Annotated in this window: 21 protein-coding genes; 9 read left to right on the top strand and 12 right to left on the bottom strand. The window is 43.9% G+C overall.

All coding sequences use genetic code 11. The features are described from left to right. Positions 1-552: 552 nt before the first annotated feature. The 8 genes from ACXAER_RS00960 to ACXAER_RS00925 all read left to right on the top strand — a co-directional run bounded on the left by ACXAER_RS00960 (position 553) and on the right by ACXAER_RS00925 (position 6,501). The gene (locus ACXAER_RS00960; RefSeq protein WP_474809255.1) at positions 553-1,245 is read left to right on the top strand and encodes a tRNA-uridine aminocarboxypropyltransferase; all 693 of its coding nucleotides are present in this window, start codon (positions 553-555) and stop codon (positions 1,243-1,245) included. A 74-nt stretch (positions 1,246-1,319) separates the two neighbouring features. Further along, the gene (tpx, locus tag ACXAER_RS00955; protein WP_474825738.1) at positions 1,320-1,817 is read left to right on the top strand and encodes a thiol peroxidase; all 498 of its coding nucleotides are present in this window, start codon (positions 1,320-1,322) and stop codon (positions 1,815-1,817) included. Positions 1,818-1,938: 121 nt separating this feature from the next. Next, on the top strand, positions 1,939-2,769 hold the full coding sequence (locus ACXAER_RS00950; protein WP_474825736.1) for a sulfurtransferase: 831 nt from the start codon (positions 1,939-1,941) through the stop codon (positions 2,767-2,769). A 124-nt stretch (positions 2,770-2,893) separates the two neighbouring features. Further along, positions 2,894-3,619 (top strand): Sir2 family NAD+-dependent deacetylase, encoded by a 726-nt coding sequence (cobB, locus tag ACXAER_RS00945; RefSeq protein WP_474825734.1) that lies wholly within the window; start codon positions 2,894-2,896, stop codon positions 3,617-3,619. Positions 3,620-3,631: 12 nt separating this feature from the next. Then, the gene (locus tag ACXAER_RS00940; protein ID WP_474825732.1) at positions 3,632-4,258 is read left to right on the top strand and encodes a LysE family translocator; all 627 of its coding nucleotides are present in this window, start codon (positions 3,632-3,634) and stop codon (positions 4,256-4,258) included. 83 nt (positions 4,259-4,341) lie between these two features. Then, positions 4,342-5,073 carry a YciC family protein gene (locus ACXAER_RS00935; RefSeq protein ID WP_474825729.1) on the top strand — a complete coding sequence of 244 codons (732 nt, stop codon included), beginning with the start codon at positions 4,342-4,344 and terminating at the stop codon, positions 5,071-5,073. Continuing rightward, a complete protein-coding gene (locus ACXAER_RS00930) occupies positions 5,066-5,857 on the top strand; it encodes a glucosaminidase domain-containing protein (protein WP_474825727.1) in 792 nt (263 codons plus the stop codon). The genes ACXAER_RS00935 and ACXAER_RS00930 overlap by 8 nt, the downstream gene beginning before the upstream one ends. After that, the gene (locus tag ACXAER_RS00925) at positions 5,854-6,501 is read left to right on the top strand and encodes a DUF2987 domain-containing protein (RefSeq protein ID WP_474825725.1); all 648 of its coding nucleotides are present in this window, start codon (positions 5,854-5,856) and stop codon (positions 6,499-6,501) included. Before ACXAER_RS00930 ends, ACXAER_RS00925 begins: the two co-directional genes overlap by 4 nt. Before the next feature lie 23 nt (positions 6,502-6,524). Here ACXAER_RS00925 and ACXAER_RS00920 read toward each other — a convergent pair whose 3' ends face one another. The 12 genes from ACXAER_RS00920 to ccoN all read right to left on the bottom strand — a co-directional run bounded on the left by ACXAER_RS00920 (position 6,525) and on the right by ccoN (position 17,930). After that, complete coding sequence (locus tag ACXAER_RS00920) at positions 6,525-7,550, bottom strand: patatin-like phospholipase family protein (RefSeq protein ID WP_474825723.1); 1,026 nt, start codon at positions 7,548-7,550, stop codon at positions 6,525-6,527. Then, positions 7,551-8,504, bottom strand: coding sequence for a tRNA 2-thiocytidine(32) synthetase TtcA (gene ttcA / locus ACXAER_RS00915; protein ID WP_474825721.1), 954 nt, complete (start codon positions 8,502-8,504; stop codon positions 7,551-7,553). A 227-nt stretch (positions 8,505-8,731) separates the two neighbouring features. Beyond that, complete coding sequence (gene uspE, locus ACXAER_RS00910; protein WP_474825719.1) at positions 8,732-9,655, bottom strand: universal stress protein UspE; 924 nt, start codon at positions 9,653-9,655, stop codon at positions 8,732-8,734. Between the two features lie 277 nt (positions 9,656-9,932). Next, entirely contained in the window at positions 9,933-10,673 is a 741-nt protein-coding gene (gene fnr, locus ACXAER_RS00905; RefSeq protein WP_474825717.1) for a fumarate/nitrate reduction transcriptional regulator Fnr, read from the bottom strand. Positions 10,674-10,718: 45 nt separating this feature from the next. Beyond that, the gene (locus tag ACXAER_RS00900) at positions 10,719-11,378 is read right to left on the bottom strand and encodes a sulfite exporter TauE/SafE family protein (protein ID WP_474825715.1); all 660 of its coding nucleotides are present in this window, start codon (positions 11,376-11,378) and stop codon (positions 10,719-10,721) included. Further along, positions 11,365-11,595, bottom strand: a complete 231-nt coding sequence (gene ccoS / locus ACXAER_RS00895) for a cbb3-type cytochrome oxidase assembly protein CcoS (protein WP_474825713.1) — start codon at positions 11,593-11,595, stop codon at positions 11,365-11,367. Before ccoS ends, ACXAER_RS00900 begins: the two co-directional genes overlap by 14 nt. A gap of 1 nt (position 11,596) precedes the next feature. Next, on the bottom strand, positions 11,597-14,047 hold the full coding sequence (locus tag ACXAER_RS00890) for a heavy metal translocating P-type ATPase (RefSeq protein WP_474825711.1): 2,451 nt from the start codon (positions 14,045-14,047) through the stop codon (positions 11,597-11,599). Further along, on the bottom strand, positions 14,047-14,526 hold the full coding sequence (locus tag ACXAER_RS00885; protein WP_474825709.1) for a FixH family protein: 480 nt from the start codon (positions 14,524-14,526) through the stop codon (positions 14,047-14,049). The genes ACXAER_RS00890 and ACXAER_RS00885 overlap by 1 nt, the downstream gene beginning before the upstream one ends. Before the next feature lie 216 nt (positions 14,527-14,742). Beyond that, on the bottom strand, positions 14,743-15,696 hold the full coding sequence (gene ccoP, locus ACXAER_RS00880) for a cytochrome-c oxidase, cbb3-type subunit III (protein WP_136781593.1): 954 nt from the start codon (positions 15,694-15,696) through the stop codon (positions 14,743-14,745). Positions 15,697-15,712: 16 nt separating this feature from the next. Next, complete coding sequence (locus ACXAER_RS00875; protein ID WP_159613673.1) at positions 15,713-15,874, bottom strand: cbb3-type cytochrome oxidase subunit 3; 162 nt, start codon at positions 15,872-15,874, stop codon at positions 15,713-15,715. Position 15,875: 1 nt separating this feature from the next. Then, complete coding sequence (gene ccoO, locus ACXAER_RS00870; RefSeq protein WP_071951601.1) at positions 15,876-16,481, bottom strand: cytochrome-c oxidase, cbb3-type subunit II; 606 nt, start codon at positions 16,479-16,481, stop codon at positions 15,876-15,878. 15 nt (positions 16,482-16,496) lie between these two features. Continuing rightward, the gene (gene ccoN / locus ACXAER_RS00865; protein WP_014949589.1) at positions 16,497-17,930 is read right to left on the bottom strand and encodes a cytochrome-c oxidase, cbb3-type subunit I; all 1,434 of its coding nucleotides are present in this window, start codon (positions 17,928-17,930) and stop codon (positions 16,497-16,499) included. A 229-nt stretch (positions 17,931-18,159) separates the two neighbouring features. Here ccoN and ACXAER_RS00860 point away from each other — a divergent pair, with 229 nt between their 5' ends. After that, positions 18,160-18,639: a hypothetical protein gene (locus tag ACXAER_RS00860; RefSeq protein ID WP_474825705.1), complete on the top strand. Its 480-nt coding sequence runs from the start codon at positions 18,160-18,162 to the stop codon at positions 18,637-18,639. The last annotated feature ends 46 nt before the right edge of the window (positions 18,640-18,685 follow it).

Here is an 18,685-nt window from a genome sequence, read left to right as displayed (position 1 = left end):
TCCCGAATCTCCAATATCCACATTTTTTGCCTCTTCGCCACGACAGTTTTGAGGTTCCCATGTTTTTCTAAATACGCCTTAGAAGGGGGCTTGAAAGTGACAATTTGAACAGAATCTTTAAGTCTACGTACTGAGATTCTAGCGAAGAGGAAACGCTCGAAATTATATCTAGGCGGGCCATTGGCGTCACAGCAAAACCTAGAGTCGCCTCCATTATAATTTAAGGTCATGTAGTTAATAACTTTTTAAAGTTTATATAATTTATTACGCTTACCTAGAAAAAGCGTCTTGATATTGGCGTGCAAAAATGCGTCTTTAACGGTTATCTTCTTCATTTTTAAACCTATGACGTTACATTCATATGTAACTATAACTTTGTGTGCGTATGGATATTATTACTCTGAACTAAGTAACAATATAAATGATAGCCGCGTAAAGGCATAAACTAGCTAATCTAAAAATGGTATTTATTAATCTCGCTCTTTTACTGCGTTTTACTATGGTAAAATCCGTAAAAATCTTTGGCAAAGACGTACTATCTTGAATTCTGTTATGTCACTTCGTTTAGACGAGCTATCTCGTGCTGAGCGTCCATTTCACGCACGTGGTAGCAAGGTGATTCGCTGTGATGCGTGTTTGCTTCCAACGCAAAACTGTATTTGTGAATTTAAGCCTGAAGCTGGCACAGACGTGGCGGTTTTGTTCTTAATGTACAAAGGCGAATACTATAAACCTACCAATACAGGCCGTTTGATAGCGGATGTGGTTAAAGACAACCACGCGTTTTTATGGAAACGAACGGAACCTGATGAAGCGTTACTGAAACTTCTAAGCGACGACAAATACTTTCCCATTGTGGTATTTCCACACGAATATGCTGCAGCTGAACGCTGTATTGACGCACCACCATTGAATACTGGTAAAACGTTACTATTTATTTTCTTGGATGGAACCTGGCGTGAAGCAAAGAAGATGTTTGTAAAAAGTCCTTATTTGCATAATTTCCCTGTGCTGGGCGTTAGCATGGAAGTGGCTTCAGACTATCTGCTAAGAGAGTCTACCCATGATTTCCAACATTGCACCGCAGAAGTAGGTATTAGCGTTTTGGCACTAGCTGAGCAGCAGCAAGGGGCACAAACGTTAGCGCACTATTTTAGCGTGTTTAGGCGGGAATACTTAAAAGGTAAGCCCCATTTACAGCATAAGCTCGCGTTTGCAGAGTCGCAGGTTAAAGATAACATCTAAAAAGTGTCACTTTTATTTGCGAAAGTATTGTTTTACATCCACTATTTTATATTAATGAAAAACGGAGAAAGCGAATGGCATCAGTTACTTTTCAAGGCAACACAGTTACAACTAAGGGCCAGTTACCAGAAGTAGGTACAGCGGCACCAGACTTTACCTTAGTAAAGGCGGATTTGGGCGAAGTAACGCTGTCAGAACTTGCAGGTAAAAACATTGTATTGAATATCTTTCCTTCAATCGACACAGGAACTTGCGCAATGTCAGTGCGTAAATTTAACGAAGAAGCTGCAAAATTAGATAATACAACGGTTATTTGTGTGTCAGCCGACCTGCCGTTTGCTGCGGGCCGTTTCTGTGGCGCAGAAGGCATCGAAAATGTGCTTACAGGTTCTACCTTCCGTTCAAGCTTCGGCGATGATTACGGTGTAACCTTCGAATCAGCACCGCTGACGGGTTTGTTATCGCGCTCGGTTGTTGTTATCGATACTGAAGGTAAAGTGGTTTATACAGAGCAAGTAGCAGAAACTACTGAAGAACCAAATTACGAGTCTGCGATTGCTGCATTAAGCTAAGAAGCCCACTTAGTCACTAAGTGAAATAGTACATAGTTAATGTGAATAAATACCAACCGATTCGTTTTTATCGCGGTATTACAAGGCGCTCACTCATGTGAGCGCTTTCCAGGAGGATGTAATGGCATCAGTATTGCTGTCAGTCGGCGAGTTAGCCAATGCAATGCAACAAAAACCAGTTACGCTTGTAAGGGCGTTGATGGATGATCCTGTGTCAAAAACGCCGGATACACGAACGGCAATGGTATTGCCTGCTTCAGTGGATTTTGATCTAGATAGCGAAGGCAGCGATCACACTACAGGTTTACCGCACAGTATGCCCTCAGCTGATGACCTTGCTATTTATCTTGGCAATCAAGGTATCACAGCAAATACTCCCATAGCGGTTTACGACACCCGAGGTATGTATTCTGCGCCTAGAGTGTGGTGGATGCTAAAGGCACTAGGGCATAAAGATGTATATATATTAAATGGTGGCCAACCTGCGTGGGAGGGGGCTGGGCTTCCCGTTTCAGAACAACAGCAGTATGGAAAATTAACCTACCAAGCAACGCCTCGACCTGGGTGGTTTGCAAACTCTAGTGCAGTGCTGCAGGCTATAAATACCGAAGCGCAACTGCTTGATGCGAGAAGTAGTCCGCGATTTAAAGGCGAAGTTTCAGAGCCCCGTGAAGGCGTGCGCTCAGGGCATATGCCTGGCGCATTCAATGTTCCTTTCGATACACTAATAAAAGACGGCCATTTCTTACCTGTAGATGAACTTAACGCTGTTTTTGCACAAGCAAAAGTCGATTTGCGTAAACCTATTATCTGCACCTGCGGTTCAGGCGTTACCGCTTGTATCATTGGTGTTGCAGCTCTTATGTGTGGTGCTACGCAAGTTTCGGTATATGATGGTTCATGGTCTGAGTGGGGCGCTAATACCCAGTATCCGGTAGTCAAAGGCGTGTAAAAGCATAAAATCCTTTAAATACTAAAATCATTTATGTGCGATGTATGCCTAAGCACGATATTACCGCGAGCTTCATAGGAAAACCGAATAACTCGCTTTATAGCAACAGAGTAAGTACAACCCAATGTCAGCTAATCAATCCTTACCCAATATTGTTATTCTCACCGGTGCGGGTATTTCCGCTGAATCTGGGCTAAAAACCTTTCGTGATAATGACGGCCTTTGGGAAAATCACAGCGTTGAAGAAGTCGCTACACCCGAAGCGTTCGAGCAAAACCCTAGCTTGGTTTATCGCTTTTATAATGCGCGCCGGGCACAGCTTCAACAGAATGATGTTTTGCCCAACGCAGCACACATGGCGCTTGCTAAACTCGAGAAAGCCTTCGGTCATAAGCTAACGTTGGTGACGCAAAATGTAGATGACTTACATGAGCGTGGGGGAAGTGAGTCGGTTTATCATATGCATGGTAGACTACTTTCGGCGCGCTGTGCTATTAGCCAGCAAACTTTTGATTGGCGTGAGAGTTTTGATCACACCACTAAATGTCCGTGCTGTAAAAGAGTAACCCTTCGACCGGATATTGTGTGGTTTGGCGAAATGCCTATGTATATGGAAGAAATTTACGAGGCGCTTTCACAGGCCGATGTATTTATAGCTATTGGTACATCGGGTAATGTGTATCCCGCTGCTGGCTTTGTTCAGATTGCTAAAGAAAATGGGGCACACACAATAGAAGCGAATTTAGAACCAGGTGTATCCAATGCTTTGTTCGACGAATCACTTACTGGTCCTGCCTCGCGCATAGTTCCGCAGTGGGTTGATGAATTGATTTCAAAATATGCGCTGTAGGAGGCGCAAAACATGCAGTATATGAATGAATTTCTTACCATTGCATTGGTACATCTTGTGGCTGTTGCCAGCCCAGGCCCTGACTTTGCGGTGGTGGTTCGAAACAGCGTGGCTTATGGAAGGCGTATCGCTATATACACTAGTATCGGTATTGGGCTAGCAATCTTATTGCATGTTGCTTACTCGCTAGTAGGGCTAAGTGTGGTAATTGCGACTACGCCCTGGCTATTTACCACTTTTAGCTACGCTGCCGCTGCCTATTTACTTTATCTTGCTTTCGGAGCGCTTAGAAGCGGCCCTGTTAAGCAGGAGCAACACGTAAATGCGGAAAAAAAGACATCACAAATCTCGGCAAAACGTGCTGTATGGATGGGGTTTCTGACAAACGGGCTTAATCCAAAAGCAACGCTGTTTTTCCTTTCACTTTTTACCGCCATCATCAGCATTGATACGCCATTTAGCGTAAAGCTTGGTTATGGTATCTATTTAGCGTTTGCCACCGGGCTTTGGTTTTGTTTCCTTTCCTACCTTTTAAGTACCAGTAAAGTTGCTGAACTTATTGGCAAAAAGGGCTATTGGTTGGATAGGGCTATGGGCGTGCTTTTAGTCGGGTTAGCCGCTAAGTTGGTGTTGGGGTAATTTTTGTTTAATACACAAACAGGCAATTATTTTCGTGAATTGATATAATCGCGCCGATTTTTCTAAAAATATAAGAGAGTTGTGTGAAAGACGTAAACCCAGACCGCCTCAACAGTACGTTGTCCAAACAGTATCAATTCGATACCAAAGGTCTCTTGCGCCGCGCTGCCGGTCTAACAAAAGCAAACTTTTCATCATTACTGCAGGGAAGTGTTGTTCTATTTCTTACGTTTGTCGTGTTAGGTGTATTTGCTCAGCAATACATTACTATAAATGACGATGGAACCTATGTTTTTGAGCACCAGTCAATCATTGAAATTGTCGCAATCTGCATCGTTGCTCCGTTACTGACTGGTTTATATATGATGGGGGTTTTTGTAGCGCGTGGTGTAAAAACATCGGTATTTACAGTATTTCAGTTTTTCCCCTTAATATTTTTGGTAGCGTTAACCCAGCTAGTCAACAGTATCCTTGTGCAGTTAGGCATGATGCTGCTCATCATTCCAGGTGTGTACTTCTATTTAGCGTCTTCTTTTTCTCTGATGTTAGTGGCCGACAGAAAGCTAACGCCAATAAGCGCAATTATTCTTTCCTGCCGAGTATTTAATGCGTACTGGGCTCAAATAGCCAGTATTTTCGGCGTTCTCTTCTTATTGTTCGTGTCGGTACCGCTGACGTTCGGGGTTTCCCTAATTTGGGTGTTACCCTTTTATTTTAGTATGATGGGGTTGCTCTATCAGGAATTAATTGGCGAGCAAGGAGTAAGCACGGAAGCATCTGAAAACGATGTGAATGAGTCGAGCTTCGATGCATAAACGAGAAACCTTTAAAATTGTCCTTATAACGTTGGGTGTTCTGGCGGTTATCGTCATTAACGCCATTATTTTTACCGAGGACGAGCCTGATATTCTAGATATACCTCAAACGGTGGAGGCGAAAAAGCCGGTGCCTGATTTCTCTGGTTATAGTGACGTAAAAGAGAAAAAAGAGGCGTTTTTTAATTATCTACGCCCCGAGGTAGAGAAACAAAACGCTTACTTACTTACCTTGAGACACTATGTACAAACCCTTTACAGAAAGACGTTAGCTAATGAGTCACTGTCTGAAGACGACATGACTAGGCTTGAGTGGCTTGAAGAGGAATATCGGGTAAAACCCACACAGCCTTTAAAGACTAAACTATTAGCCTTACTGCAGAAAATTGATGTTTTACCTGAAGAACTGGTACTTGTTCAGGCTGCGAATGAATCTGCATGGGGAACAAGCCGATTTGCAAGGAAGGGCTACAACTTCTTCGGTTTGTGGTGTTTTTCAAAAGGGTGTGGTTTCGTTCCAAGTCGTCGAAACGACGGCGCATCTCATGAAGTGGCCAAGTTTGACAACTTGTCTCGAGCTACGTACACCTATATGCGTAACCTCAACAGACACGATGCCTATGCTGACTTAAGAGAGATCCGCAGTCGACTGAGAGCTAACCAATTACCCATCACAGGTATTGCACTAGCTGAAGGGCTGATGAACTATTCCGAGCGAGGAGCCGCTTATGTTGAAGAGCTTCAAACAATGATCCTATTTAACGAGGAGTTTTTATCCGAATGATACGCGCTGCATTATTTCTTGCTTCATCTCTGTTTGTCGGTTTTGCTAGTACATCCGTATCTGCTGAAACGATAGATGTAGAGTACAGCCGTTTCTACAGCCATGTTAAAAAGCTAGATAACGAAGATACCCAAGCGCTTCAGTTTGCCTTTGGTTTTGTTCGTGTAGGTGAAGGGCGTTTATGCGAGGTTAACGGTGCATCTATCGTTACCGACAAGAAAACAATGCCACTAGACGTTACTGATGAAGGACGTTTTACCGTACCCACTGAAAAAGCACTAAAACTGGCTAATGCACTGGTACGTATCGACTTAAACGAACGTGCGAACGTTTGTGATATGTCGGTGCAGCTTGAAACCAAGCCCGAGTACCTAAAACAGTATTACAAAAAAGAAGAACTCACTTTCTTATACGAACAGTATGAAGCCTTTTTCAATGAAATGGGGAGCTTTTTGTCTTTTATGATGCCATCGGTGAAGGGCTTGATGATTCAGTTCGAAGACAAAAATTTAGATTTCATTACGCCGCAGGGCGTACAAATTAACAATGGCGTTCTGCATTTAGAACAAGAGTGGATCAACGAAGCGAAAGGCTTAACGCTACCACACGCGCCGCTGCGTGTTACAGCTATGGCCTCAAGTTAATCTATCTTTTGAACAATTAGGTATCAGGTTAGTAACTGATACCTAATTTGCTCTGCAATTCGCGCGATGGTCTCTTCGCCTTTTGCGCACAGTTCTTCCGCCCTATGAAACTCCATGATACCTACATCAGTAAGCTGAGGTTCTATTAGTATATCTGGCGGGTCGCCGGCTAAACGAGACCGAGTAACACGAGCTTGAAGTATTTCAAGTGAGCTGCTCATTACGCTCATAATTCCTGGCGGGTTGCGCTTATTCACCTTTGCAGGCACTTCGGTAAATTCTTCTTCTACTTTTTCAATAACATCAGAGGCTATGCTTTCTTCGGTATTCACATCTTCAGAAGCATTGACTTGAAGCTGCTCTTCATTTTCGTCTGACGTTTTGTCATCTTTACTGTCTGGCGAAAACCATTGGCGCAATACGTTTTGGCTTTTAGTAAAAAAGTCTTCGGTTTTACGTTGGTTTTCTTCGTGATCTTGCCTTAACTTTTCCAACCGAAGCGGGCGAAAATCGGCGTTAAGATTAACCGCAATCACAAAATCAGCCCCTAATTGGCGACACAAGTTCACCGGTACAGGGTTCACAACAGCGCCATCCACTAGCCAGCGATCGCCATGAGCAACGGGGGCAAAAAGCGCTGGAATAGCGCAGGATGCCTGAATGGTATCGCCAATAGGACCTGAATTAAATACCACTTCACGGCCGGTATAGAGGTCAGTTGCCACCGTCGCAAAGGGCTTCAGCATTTCTTCATAGGAGGAGACACAAAACTCGCTGGCAAGTTTGTCGAAAACCTTTTGACCGCTGGCAATACCGCCACGTCTTAATCCAACACCCATAAGAGCGAGTACCTGCCAGTCGCTAAGTGAACAGGCCCATTCTTTTAAACCTTCTAGCTTGCCACTTGCGTAGGCAGCACCAACATAAGCACCAATGGAGCAACCAGCAACAACGTCGATTTTAACGCCAAGTTTTTCCAAAGCTTCAATTATACCAATGTGTGTCCAGCCCCTTGCGGCACCGGCACCTAATGCAAGTCCAATCTTCATCTACTTTGGTTCCATAATATTTACTACTTCGATAGCGTTGTCTTCATCACTGGGATCTGCGCTATTTTCTGTAGCAAAAGAAGGTTCATCAAATCCTATATCACCATCAGCAACGGGGCCGTCTTGGGTGACGATAGATTTAAAATCATAAAGGTTACTATCTACAAGATGTGAAGGGGCCACGTTTTGAAGCGCGCGGAACATTGATTCAATACGACCTGGGAAACGGCGGTTCCAGTCTTGAAGCATTGCTTTTATGTTCTGGCGCTGTAGATTTTCCTGTGAACCACAAAGGTTGCAAGGAATAATCGGGAACTCAGCAGCTTGAGAGTATTTTTCAATGTCTTTTTCTGTGCAGTAAGCCAAAGGACGAATTACTATATGTTCGCCGTTATCGCTAACCAGTTTTGGCGGCATAGATTTAAGCTTGCCCCCGTGAAACATATTTAGGAAAAACGTTTCAAGCATATCGTCGCGGTGGTGACCTAATGCAATTTTAGTGGCGCCTAATTCTTTCGCCGTGCGGTATAAAATACCACGACGCAAACGAGAGCAAAGCGAACAAGTCGTTTTTCCTTCAGGAATTTTGTCTTTAACAATAGAGTAGGTGTCTTCTTCTACAATCTTGTAGTCAACGCCAATGCTGTCTAAGTACTCGGGCAAAATATGTTCAGGAAAACCAGGCTGCTTCTGGTCAAGATTTACCGCAATAATATCAAAATGAATAGGCGCAATCTTCTTTAAAAACAATAAAATATCAAGCATGGTATAGCTGTCTTTACCGCCCGATAAACACACCATAACCTTGTCGTTGTTTTCAATCATACCGAAATCGCCAATGGCCTTACCCACGTTGCGACGAAGTCGTTTCTGAAGTTTGTTGAAGTTGTACTTTTGCTTACTTTGCGCGGCGTTTAACGTCGGCGCATCAGCACTGCTTGTGCCTAAACTCATAATTAACTAGCTTGGTTTGTGATAAAGGCGCCATTATACATTAAAGCGCCTTTTCGAGACTATGGCTGTGTTGTTAAATTTATCGAGAAGCGTTAAGTACTGATTTAAGCGTGTATGATTAACTCTCGGAATTAACCGCTAAATGCGCAGGTTTTTTAACGCCCATCGCCGATTCGCCATTTGTCGCCACCAAGTGTCTTGGTATTTAAGCGCAATTAAGTCGTTAACTACACGGTTATCGGTGATCCAAACCCATCTGGCTTAATCGCAAGTACGTCACAATTTAGTTCATCAATAACGTGCTCGGCAGTATTGCCAATAAGCGCCGCCGAAATACCAACCCGTCCCACGGTGCCTATTACAACTAACTCGGCATCGAGTGTTTTAGCCACTTGCGGGATAACTTTTTCAGGCAAGCCTTCTTTCACCACACATTTATTTTCTGCAATACCATATTTCAGCGCGTGACTACGCATTTCTTTCATATGATGATTTTTTACCGCATCGTGATATGTATCAGGGTCAAACTCTGGCACTTCAATGGCAATGTTAAGTGGAGTTGTAGGGTAGCTATTCACTAAATTAACGTTACCTTTCAACAAAGAAGCATAATCGTTAGCGATGATCGTAAGCTTGTCGTTTAACGCAGCATGCTCGTCATCTTCGCTGCCTACGTTTACTGCAGCTATAATTTCACCGCCTTCTGGCCAGTCGTGTTCTTTAACGAGCAGTACAGGGCGTGGGCACTTGCGCATTAGATGCCAGTCTGTAGGGGTAAAGATCACTGAGGCAAGGTCGTCATGTTTTTTAGTGGCTTTTACCACTAAGTCGATTTGGTTATTAAGGGCGTAATAAATAATCGACTCATAAGTACGGTTATTCCACTCAACCACAATATCGGTCTCTGAAAAGCCTTGTTCTTTTAGCTGGGCAGATAACCATTTGGCGTGCTCTTTTGTAACGGCATCGCGCATTGATTCACGTTCGTCGGGGCTAAGCATGGTTGTCATATCGTAAGACAAATCATATACCACCATCATAGCGGTAACCGTGGCGCCGGTTTTTGACGCAAGTTCATAGGCACGGCTTAGGGCAGGCTGGTTGTCACGTTCCGCGTCCACCACGGCAAGAATTCGTTTACACTCAATCATAACGTCTCCTCAACTACAAAGCTTTGTATGGCTGTCGACATCGATATTGTTTCAAAACCGTTTACATTAACTATAAACGACATTTAGAAAAACGTGAGTTGTTTTCGATCAAGGATTAAATAATTCGTTGATAAAAAAAGGGCCAATTCAAATGTTACGGGAGCTTTAACGCCCAATGGATGGATATCGTGTAACCCAGTGAGGGAATACAGTGAAACTTTAAAGGTTAAAACTAAAAAGCGCGCATGTAGCGCGCTAAAGATACCAGAAGAATAAATTAACCGTTACAGACTACGCTAGGGCCATTTAACGCCTCTAACTTGGTATTTAACCGATCAAAATCCAAAATAGAGATCAATTTACCGTCAACCTTGATAATGTTTTCCTTCTGAAAACGGCTCAGTAAACGGCTAATGGTTTCTATCGTTAAGCCTAAATAGTTTCCAATTTCGTTGCGCGTCATGGTTAAGTGGAATTCTCTATGGGAAAAGCCGCGTTCCTCAAAGCGCTGAGAAAGATGTGAGATAAAATATAATAAACGCTCTTCTGCAGTACGCTTGTTTAAAAGCATGATCATGTCGTGATCTTGTTTTATTTCAGCGCTCATGAAGCTCATGATCTGGTGGCGCAGCTTTGGAAATTGCACTGACATTTCGTCGAGAGTCTCGTAGGGAAGCTCACACACCATGGCTGTTTCTAGCGCAGAGGTGTAGCTTTGGTGTTTGTTCTCTCTTAATGCATCGAAACCGATAATGTCACCAGGAAAGTGGAAACCGGTAATCTGTTCTTCACCTTCGGTATTAGTCACAAATGATTTGAATGAACCGGTTCTCACTGCAAATAGAGAACGGAATTTATCACCAGTTTGAATCAGAGTGTCACCTTTATGAAGCGGCTTCTTGCGTTCAATAATATCGTCAAGAGATTCGATTTCTGTTTTGTTTAACGCCACCGGTAAACACAGGTGACTGAAACTACAGTTTTGACAGTGAATAGAAAATTGGCTTCCTTTGCTCATAATGCACGCTCTGTAAAAGAATACCCGACAATAATACACCCATTTTTAAACGATTGCGCTATGAATAAGATAAGCGGCATATATGGCCATTATTCCTGCAATAATTTGTTTAACATGGTTATGTTGAAAACATCGAACTATATACTGGCTACCAGCGCTTGCGGCGAGCAAGGTGGGTAATGTACCTAAACCGAAGAAGAACATAATGCCAGCGCCTTCTAGCGCATTCCCCGCCGCGAGAGACCAGGTAAGTGTGGAATACACCAACCCGCAAGGAAGCCAACCCCAAATAAAACCATAGGGAATAGCGCTAAAAGGGGTTTTAAAAGGTAAAAAACGCTTAGATAATGGCTGCAGTTTGGAAAATAAACCTTTTCCTGCGTTTTCCAACACCGTTAAACCCGTCCACCATTTGCCTAAATAACAGGCCAGCAACAACAGCATAAGGCCGCTTAGCAAGGATAGGGCATAGTTGGCAAGGGGCACGTAGTCGGCTGCTATTTTGCCAAGCGCCCCGGTTATTGCTCCGGCGATGGTGTAGCTCACTATACGTCCCATGTTATAGGCAAGGGTATAGGGTAGTGCTGAAGCGCCTTTAGGCGATACCATCCTTAGCGCAGCGACAATTCCACCGCACATTCCCACACAGTGAACTCCGCCGGCTAAGCCGATAAGAAAGGCAGAGAAGTAGTTAATCCCTTCCATTTGGCGCTTGGCTTTTGTCTACTTTATTGTCTTGAAGTTGCTTGCGTTGCTCAGCTAGCTTTTTTTCTTCTGGCGGAAGGTCATCGTCAAATAGAATACTGTACCCCTGACGGTCTAGATCCTCGAATTGATTAGTTTTCACCGCCCAAAAGAATATCACGATAGCGACAGCGACTATGATAATGGCGATTGGAATTAATACGTAAATAATACTCATGCTATTTGCTCAAAAGTCGCGTTGAGTTTGTGACTACAATAATACTGCTTAACGACATACCAACAACAGCCATCCACGGTGAAAGTAGGCCAGACACGGCGAAAGGCAGAATCAAAACGTTGTAACCTACCGACCATCCTATATTTTGTCTAATTTTTTGCTTCACTTGGTGAGCGGTTTTAATCAGTTCAGGTACAGAAAGTAGCTGATCGCCAAGTAATATGACATCAGCAGCAGTTTTAGCCACGTCTGTGGCATTACCCACTGCAATTGCCACATCAGCGCTGGCAAGAACGGGCGCGTCGTTAATACCGTCACCCATCATCATCACTTTCGCGCCAGATTGCTGCATAGCCTGTACAGCATCGTATTTCTGCTCTGGTGTGAGCCCACCTTTAGCTGTTGATATTGGCAAGGAAGCGGTAAGAGCGTCCACGTTTTGTTGTGTATCGCCACTTAATACTGCAAGGGTGTGACTTTTTGCCAGAATATTTAAGGTTTCTTGAGTATCCTCTCGCAACGTGTCGCTTACCTCAAACGCCGCCATAATACGGCCCTTCACCGTGAGAAAGACATTGGCTGACGGATAATCCTTAAGAAGATTTTGTTGTGATTCGTGGACACAAAATTGGGCAGAGCCCATTGAAAACAAGGTGTCGTTAATTTCACCGCTGATGCCGCCTCCTGGCGTCACGCTAAAATTAACCACATTGTGGATAGTAGGTCTGCTGGAGGAATTATCCGTACCATGGACGTTACTACCGCCAAGGGTTTTATTTGGGCTAAAGGCTTTTGCAATAGGGTGCTCAGAGCGCGACTCTAGAGCACGGGCAATTGAAAGTGCACTGTCACTGTCTACACCGTCAGCATACCAGGCATTTGAAATGGTAAATTTGCCTTGTGTCAGCGTACCGGTTTTATCCAGTGCGATAGTGTCAATGCCAGTGATTTGCTCAAGCGCATCGGCGCGTTTTAGTAAAATACCTTGTCGGTTTAACTTTGCCATAGCGCAGGTTAACGCTGATGGTGTAGCCAACCCTAATGCGCAAGGACAGGTTGCTACCAACACGGAAATGGTGATCCAAAACGCATCATCACTGCCGTTATAGGCCCAAAAGCCATAAGTTAAGGCAGAAACCAGCAAGACAGCTGTCACAAAATATCGAGAAAAGTTATCAGCTATTTGTGCCGCTTTAGGCTTATTCGCCATAGCACTTGCTTGCAGCCTTACAATTTGATTTACCAGTGCATTTTTGAGAGTTTGTGTCACTTTAATGGTAAGGCTGCCGTCTTGACACACAGTACCACCATATACGGTGCTACTGTTTGACTTGCGCACCGGGCTAAACTCACCGGTAAGCATAGATTCGTCAACCGCAGCGTTACCTTCTGTTACCAGCCCATCAATGGGGATGGTTTCACCAGGCTTAACCAGCACTACATCGTTCACTTTTAATTGCTTTGCTAAGCATTCAGTAACGCTGCCATCTGGCATTAATTTAGTCGCTGACACAGGAACATACTGCATCATATTGGCAGAGATCTGTGCGGCGCGATGACGGCTACGATGTTCTAAAAAGCGGCTAAGTAATAGCAGGAAAATGAACATACAAATAGATTCAAAATACACTTCACCTTGCTCTAATACAGTAGAGCGAATTCCTGCAATGTAAGTACCGAATATTGCGAGCGTAACGGGTACATCCATATTAACCGTTCTTGCGCTTAGCGCTTTCGCGGCGCCCACATAAAAAGTGCTGCCTGAGTACAGTACTACAGGTGTAGTAAGCGTAAGGGCAACCCAGTAAAAATACTGTCGAGTTTCTAATTCAATAGCGCCAAACCAGTCAAAATACAGCCCTGTCATCAGCATCATTACTTGCATGGTCATAATGCCTGCAAGGCCAAGCTTCTTCAGAAAGGTCTTTTGTTCGCGTTTATAACTGGCTTCGTGTTCATCGGGGTGAAATGGCGACCCAATATAACCAATGCGTTTTAGTGTAGAAAGAATTTGGCTAAGCTTAATTTGAAACGGTGACCAAGTAACTAAAGCGCGACGCTCTTGGACGTTTACCGCGACTTGCTTTATCCCTTCTACTTTTGATAATTGCTTTTCGATAAGCCATCCACACGCAGCGCACGTGATACCTTCAAGGGTTAATTGAATCTGCTTATCTTGCCCCTCATCAAAAACGAATTCTTCTTGAAGAGCAGGGTCGTCATACACTTTGAGTTTGTCGAGTGTCTCTAGAATGCCATCGTCAGATTTTTGCGCCGGTTCGGTTCTAAACTGGTAATAGTCTTCAAGACCATTGGTTACAATGGCTTCGGCCACGGCTAAACATCCAGGACAACACATGTCGCGTTGCTGCCCTAATATGACGGTAGTAAATTTTCCATCGTCGGAGCCCGCAATAGGCAAGCCGCAATGGTAACAGTCGTGCTTGGCCATTATGGATTGAATTTCATCTTGCCAGAGTGGGGCAGATAGATGGTATTTTGAATTTTCCAGCTATCATCAATAGGGGTTAGCGATACGCGCCATTTACCATCAAGATCTTCTTCGACAAAACCGCGATAAATACCCCTAGCATCGCGGCTTAATAAAACGCTGACATCACGCTCTTCAAGCGTTACGTGATAAAAGCTTAGTTTAACCGCATTACCTTCTTGTGGAATACCTGAATGAAACTCTAGCGCTATGCTGCCATCTTCAATGGTTAAATCGGTAGTGATATTCATGCGACGGGCTACGGCTTCTTTATCCAATCGCGCATTAATTGCTTTTCCTTCCTTGTAGTAGTCGTCCACCACTAGGCTATCTTCAGTACTAATAGCAAGCTTTAATAATACGCCGCCCATAATGAGCGTGATAATAGGAACGGCAATTAAAAACCAGGGCCAGAACTCTTTATACCAGGGTCTATTCATTGAAATCTTTTCTCGTGTTTACTTCGCTAACAACATATTTATTTTTACTGCCCCAACTACATGTTTAGCCGGGAAATAAGAATAAATATAATGTTTGCGAGACATACTAAATGTGAACAAAGATTGTTCGTACAGCACTCCCTATATCGCTGTATTTTCTCATAAAAAAAGCCCCGTAGTAACGAGGCTTTTTAAGATATTTAATGATTTAAATCATTAATCATTTGAAAGGCTGTAAACATACGCTGCAACAACGTGAATTTTGTCATCACCCAAGGTTTTCTTGAATGAAGGCATTACACCGTTACGACCGTAAGTAAGCGTTTCTGTTACCGCTCTGTGACTGCCGCCGTATAGCCAGATATTGTCAGTAAGGTTTGGTGCACCAAGTGCTTGATTACCTTTACCGTCCATACCGTGACAAGCCGCACACGCTGCGAAACGAGCTTTACCTGCTTCTGCAAGCTGAGGGTCTACATCGCGACCGCTTAAACTAAGTACGTAGTTAACCACTTCTTCGATACCGTCTTCACCCATAGCATCTAGCCATGCTGGCATAGCTGCTTTACGACCAAGCGTAAGAGTTTCAACGATTTTCGCACCTGAACCACCGTACAACCAGTCGTTGTCCGTTAGGTTAGGGAAGCCGCCATTTTGACCACGAGCATCAGAACCGTGACACTGAGAGCAATTTTGTAGGAACAAACGCTGACCTACTTTGTTTGCTTCTGGGTCTTTAGCCAGTTCTTCAACAGGAACTTGTGCATACGCTTCGAAGATCGGGTCGAACTTCTCAGCAGCAAAATCTAGTTCACGGTCATACTCTACTAGGTAGCCTTGCTCTTTTGCATCGATACGCGCCTGAGCTGACTCTTCTAGTGATTGAATATTTTGGTTAGAGCTCTTCCAACCCCAAATACCCTCATACGCACCTAGGCCAGGATAAAGCGCTAGGTATATAAAGCCCCAAACGATGGTCATATAGAACATAATTGTCCACCAGCGAGGAAGTTGATTGTTTAACTCCTCAATACCATCAAATTCGTGACCCATTGACTCACCTTCAGCTACGCCAGTCTTGTTAGACAGGCACCAGCGAAGAAGGAAGTAGCAACCAATGATTAACCCTAGGGTTATCACTGAAATCCAAATTGTCCAAAACATACTCATGAGTTCGAGACTCCTGCTAATCTTCTTTTGATTTTTCTTTTTCTTCGTCTGCAAACACTAGGTTTGCAGCTTCATCGAATTTTTTCTTGTTGCGGCCGCTAAACGCCCACCACACGACGCCGATGAAGCTTACAAAGACGATGACAGTAAAAATGCTGCCTACAATTCCCTGGTCCATATTATTTCAAATGTGTGCCAAGAGACTGTAGATAAGCAATAAGGGCCTGCATTTCCGTTTTACCCTGTACTGCCGCTTTCGCACCCGCAATATCTTCGTCGGTATACGGAACACCAAATCCACGGAATACTTCCATTTTTTCAGCTGTTAACTCGCCATTAAGCGTGTTTTCCGCAAGCCAAGGGAAACCTGGCATGTTCGACTCTGGTACTACGTTACGAGGATTAAGCAGGTGAACTCGGTGCCATTCGTCGCTGTAACGACCACCCACACGTGCTAGGTCAGGACCAGTACGCTTAGAACCCCAAAGGAAAGGGTGCTCCCATACTGACTCACCGGCAACGCTGTAGTGACCATAACGCTCTGTTTCTGCGCGGAATGGACGGATCATCTGGCTGTGACACCCTACACAACCTTCACGGATGTAGATGTCACGACCTTCAAGCTCAAGCGCTGTATATGGACGTAGGCCTGTTACTGGTTCCATTACTTGCTGTTGAAACATCAACGGCGTAATTTGAACCATGGCACCGAAGCTGATAGCGATAAGGATTAATACCGTTAACAGACCGACGTTCTTTTCAATTAACTCATGTGCGTTTTTCATTATTCGTCTCCTTTACTACGCTGGCTGAGTCGCTGGATCTGCAGCGATACTACCTTTAGGTGCACGAACGGTTTTCCATGTGTTGTATGCCATAACAAGCATACCTGCTACCACGAAACAACCACCAATGAAACGAACCACATAGAAAGGCTTAGATGCTTCTAATGACTCAACAAAGCTATAGGTTAACGTACCGTCAGCATTTACTGCACGCCACATTAGACCCTGTAGTACACCAGACATCCACATTGCTACGATGTATAGAACAACACCGATAGTTGCGAACCAGAAGTGTACGTTAACTAGCTTGGTGCTATACATAGCGCGCTGACCGAATAGCACTGGAATTAAGTGGTAAATTGAACCAATTGAAACCATTGCAACCCAACCTAGAGCACCAGAGTGTACGTGACCAATTGTCCAGTCAGTGTAGTGTGATAGTGCATTAACGGTCTTAATTGCCATCATTGGGCCTTCGAAGGTAGACATACCGTAGAAAGACAATGAAACAATAAGGAAACGCAATACTGGGTCGGTGCGAAGTTTATGCCACGCGCCAGATAGCGTCATAATACCGTTAATCATACCACCCCAAGATGGAACGAATAGGATAATAGACATCACCATACCTAATGACTGAGTCCAGTCTGGTAGGGCAGTGTAGTGAAGGTGGTGAGGACCAGCCCAGATATACAGAGAGATAAGTGCCCAGAAGTGAACAATTGAAAGTCTGTATGAATAAACCGGGCGACCAGCTTGCTTAGGTACGAAGTAGTACATCATACCAAGGAAGCCCGCAGTTAGGAAAAAGCCTACCGCGTTATGGCCGTACCACCACTGCATCATAGCGTCTACTGCGCCTGCATACAGTGAATACGATTTAGTGAAAGATACCGGAATAGCCATGCTGTTACCAATATGGAGAATTGCAACAGTTAACATGAACGCGCCTAAGAACCAGTTTGCAACATAGATGTGCGAAACTTTACGGATTACTAGGGTTCCGAAGAAGTTAATGATATAAGCGACCCAAACCAGTGCCAAAAGGATATCAATTGGCCATTCTAGTTCAGCGTATTCTTTTGAGCTGGTTAAACCCATAGGCAGGGTAATAACAGCTAAAACGATAACGGCTTGCCAACCCCAAAAGGTAAATGCGGCAAGTTTGTCACTGAACAGTCTTACCTGGCAGGTACGCTGAACGATGTAGTACGACGTTGCAAATAGCGCACAGCCGCCGAAGGCAAAAATAACGGCGTTAGTGTGCAACGGACGCAAACGTGAGAATGTTAGCCATGGTGTGTCAAAGTTAAGCATAGGTGCAAATAACTGCGCGGCAATAAATACCCCTAGGCCCATACCAATGATACCCCAGACTATGGTCATGATGGTAAATTGCCTAACTACTTTATAATTGTAGTCAGGTTGTGCTTGGCTTATTTCACTCATTTTAATGAATCTTCCACTTCAAATGAACTATGGTCTCCAACTGCCGGAATAGTACGGTCGAGACGTGTATCAGCTAAGGAATAACGCTTCACACCGAGCTCGGAAAGAGTAATAATTATTGTCTCCAAGCCAGTTGGTACGCGGATGATAAGGTTTTTAATTACAAAAAGATACCATAAACTACCTAAGCTTGATCTCCGTCAATGAAGAAATACACAAAATTTAAGAAATGCTAAATAACGATAACAATAAACGATCAAAATTTTTACATTCCCAGCTTCCGCTAGTGGCCATTATCGTCGTAGCCGTATGCGTGTACCTTGCTCATAAATTCCAATCATCGGCATTAAAAGATACAAATGTAATTAATGGAATAGGAAATAGCTGCAACTTTGTCAATGAAACTTGCGAATTCTTAATTGATGACAAGTTGGCCATTGCCACTTTTTCAACCATGCCTGACGCCGAAGAGTCAGTAACGGTTAAGCTCTTAGTTCCTGAGGGAGAGGAAATAGAAAGTGCATGGATTGAAGGGGTAAACATGTATATGGGCAAAATTCCCGTGCTGTTAGATAACGACGGGGAAGGTAAATGGTCAGGTTGGTTTATGTTAGGTAGCTGTAGTGAGCCAGTGATGAAATGGCAGTTGCGTCTAAATATTAAAGATATAGAAAGCCCCAGCTATTTGTATTTTGTTACGCAGCAGTAACTGTTAATACTTTCTATAGAAGGGAGAGTAAACGAACAAAAAAGGC

The organism is Alteromonas sp. AWJ4_199, assembly GCF_056159165.1.
Note: the sequence above shows the minus strand (reverse complement) of the source record. Positions and strands in the feature narration are given on the sequence as shown.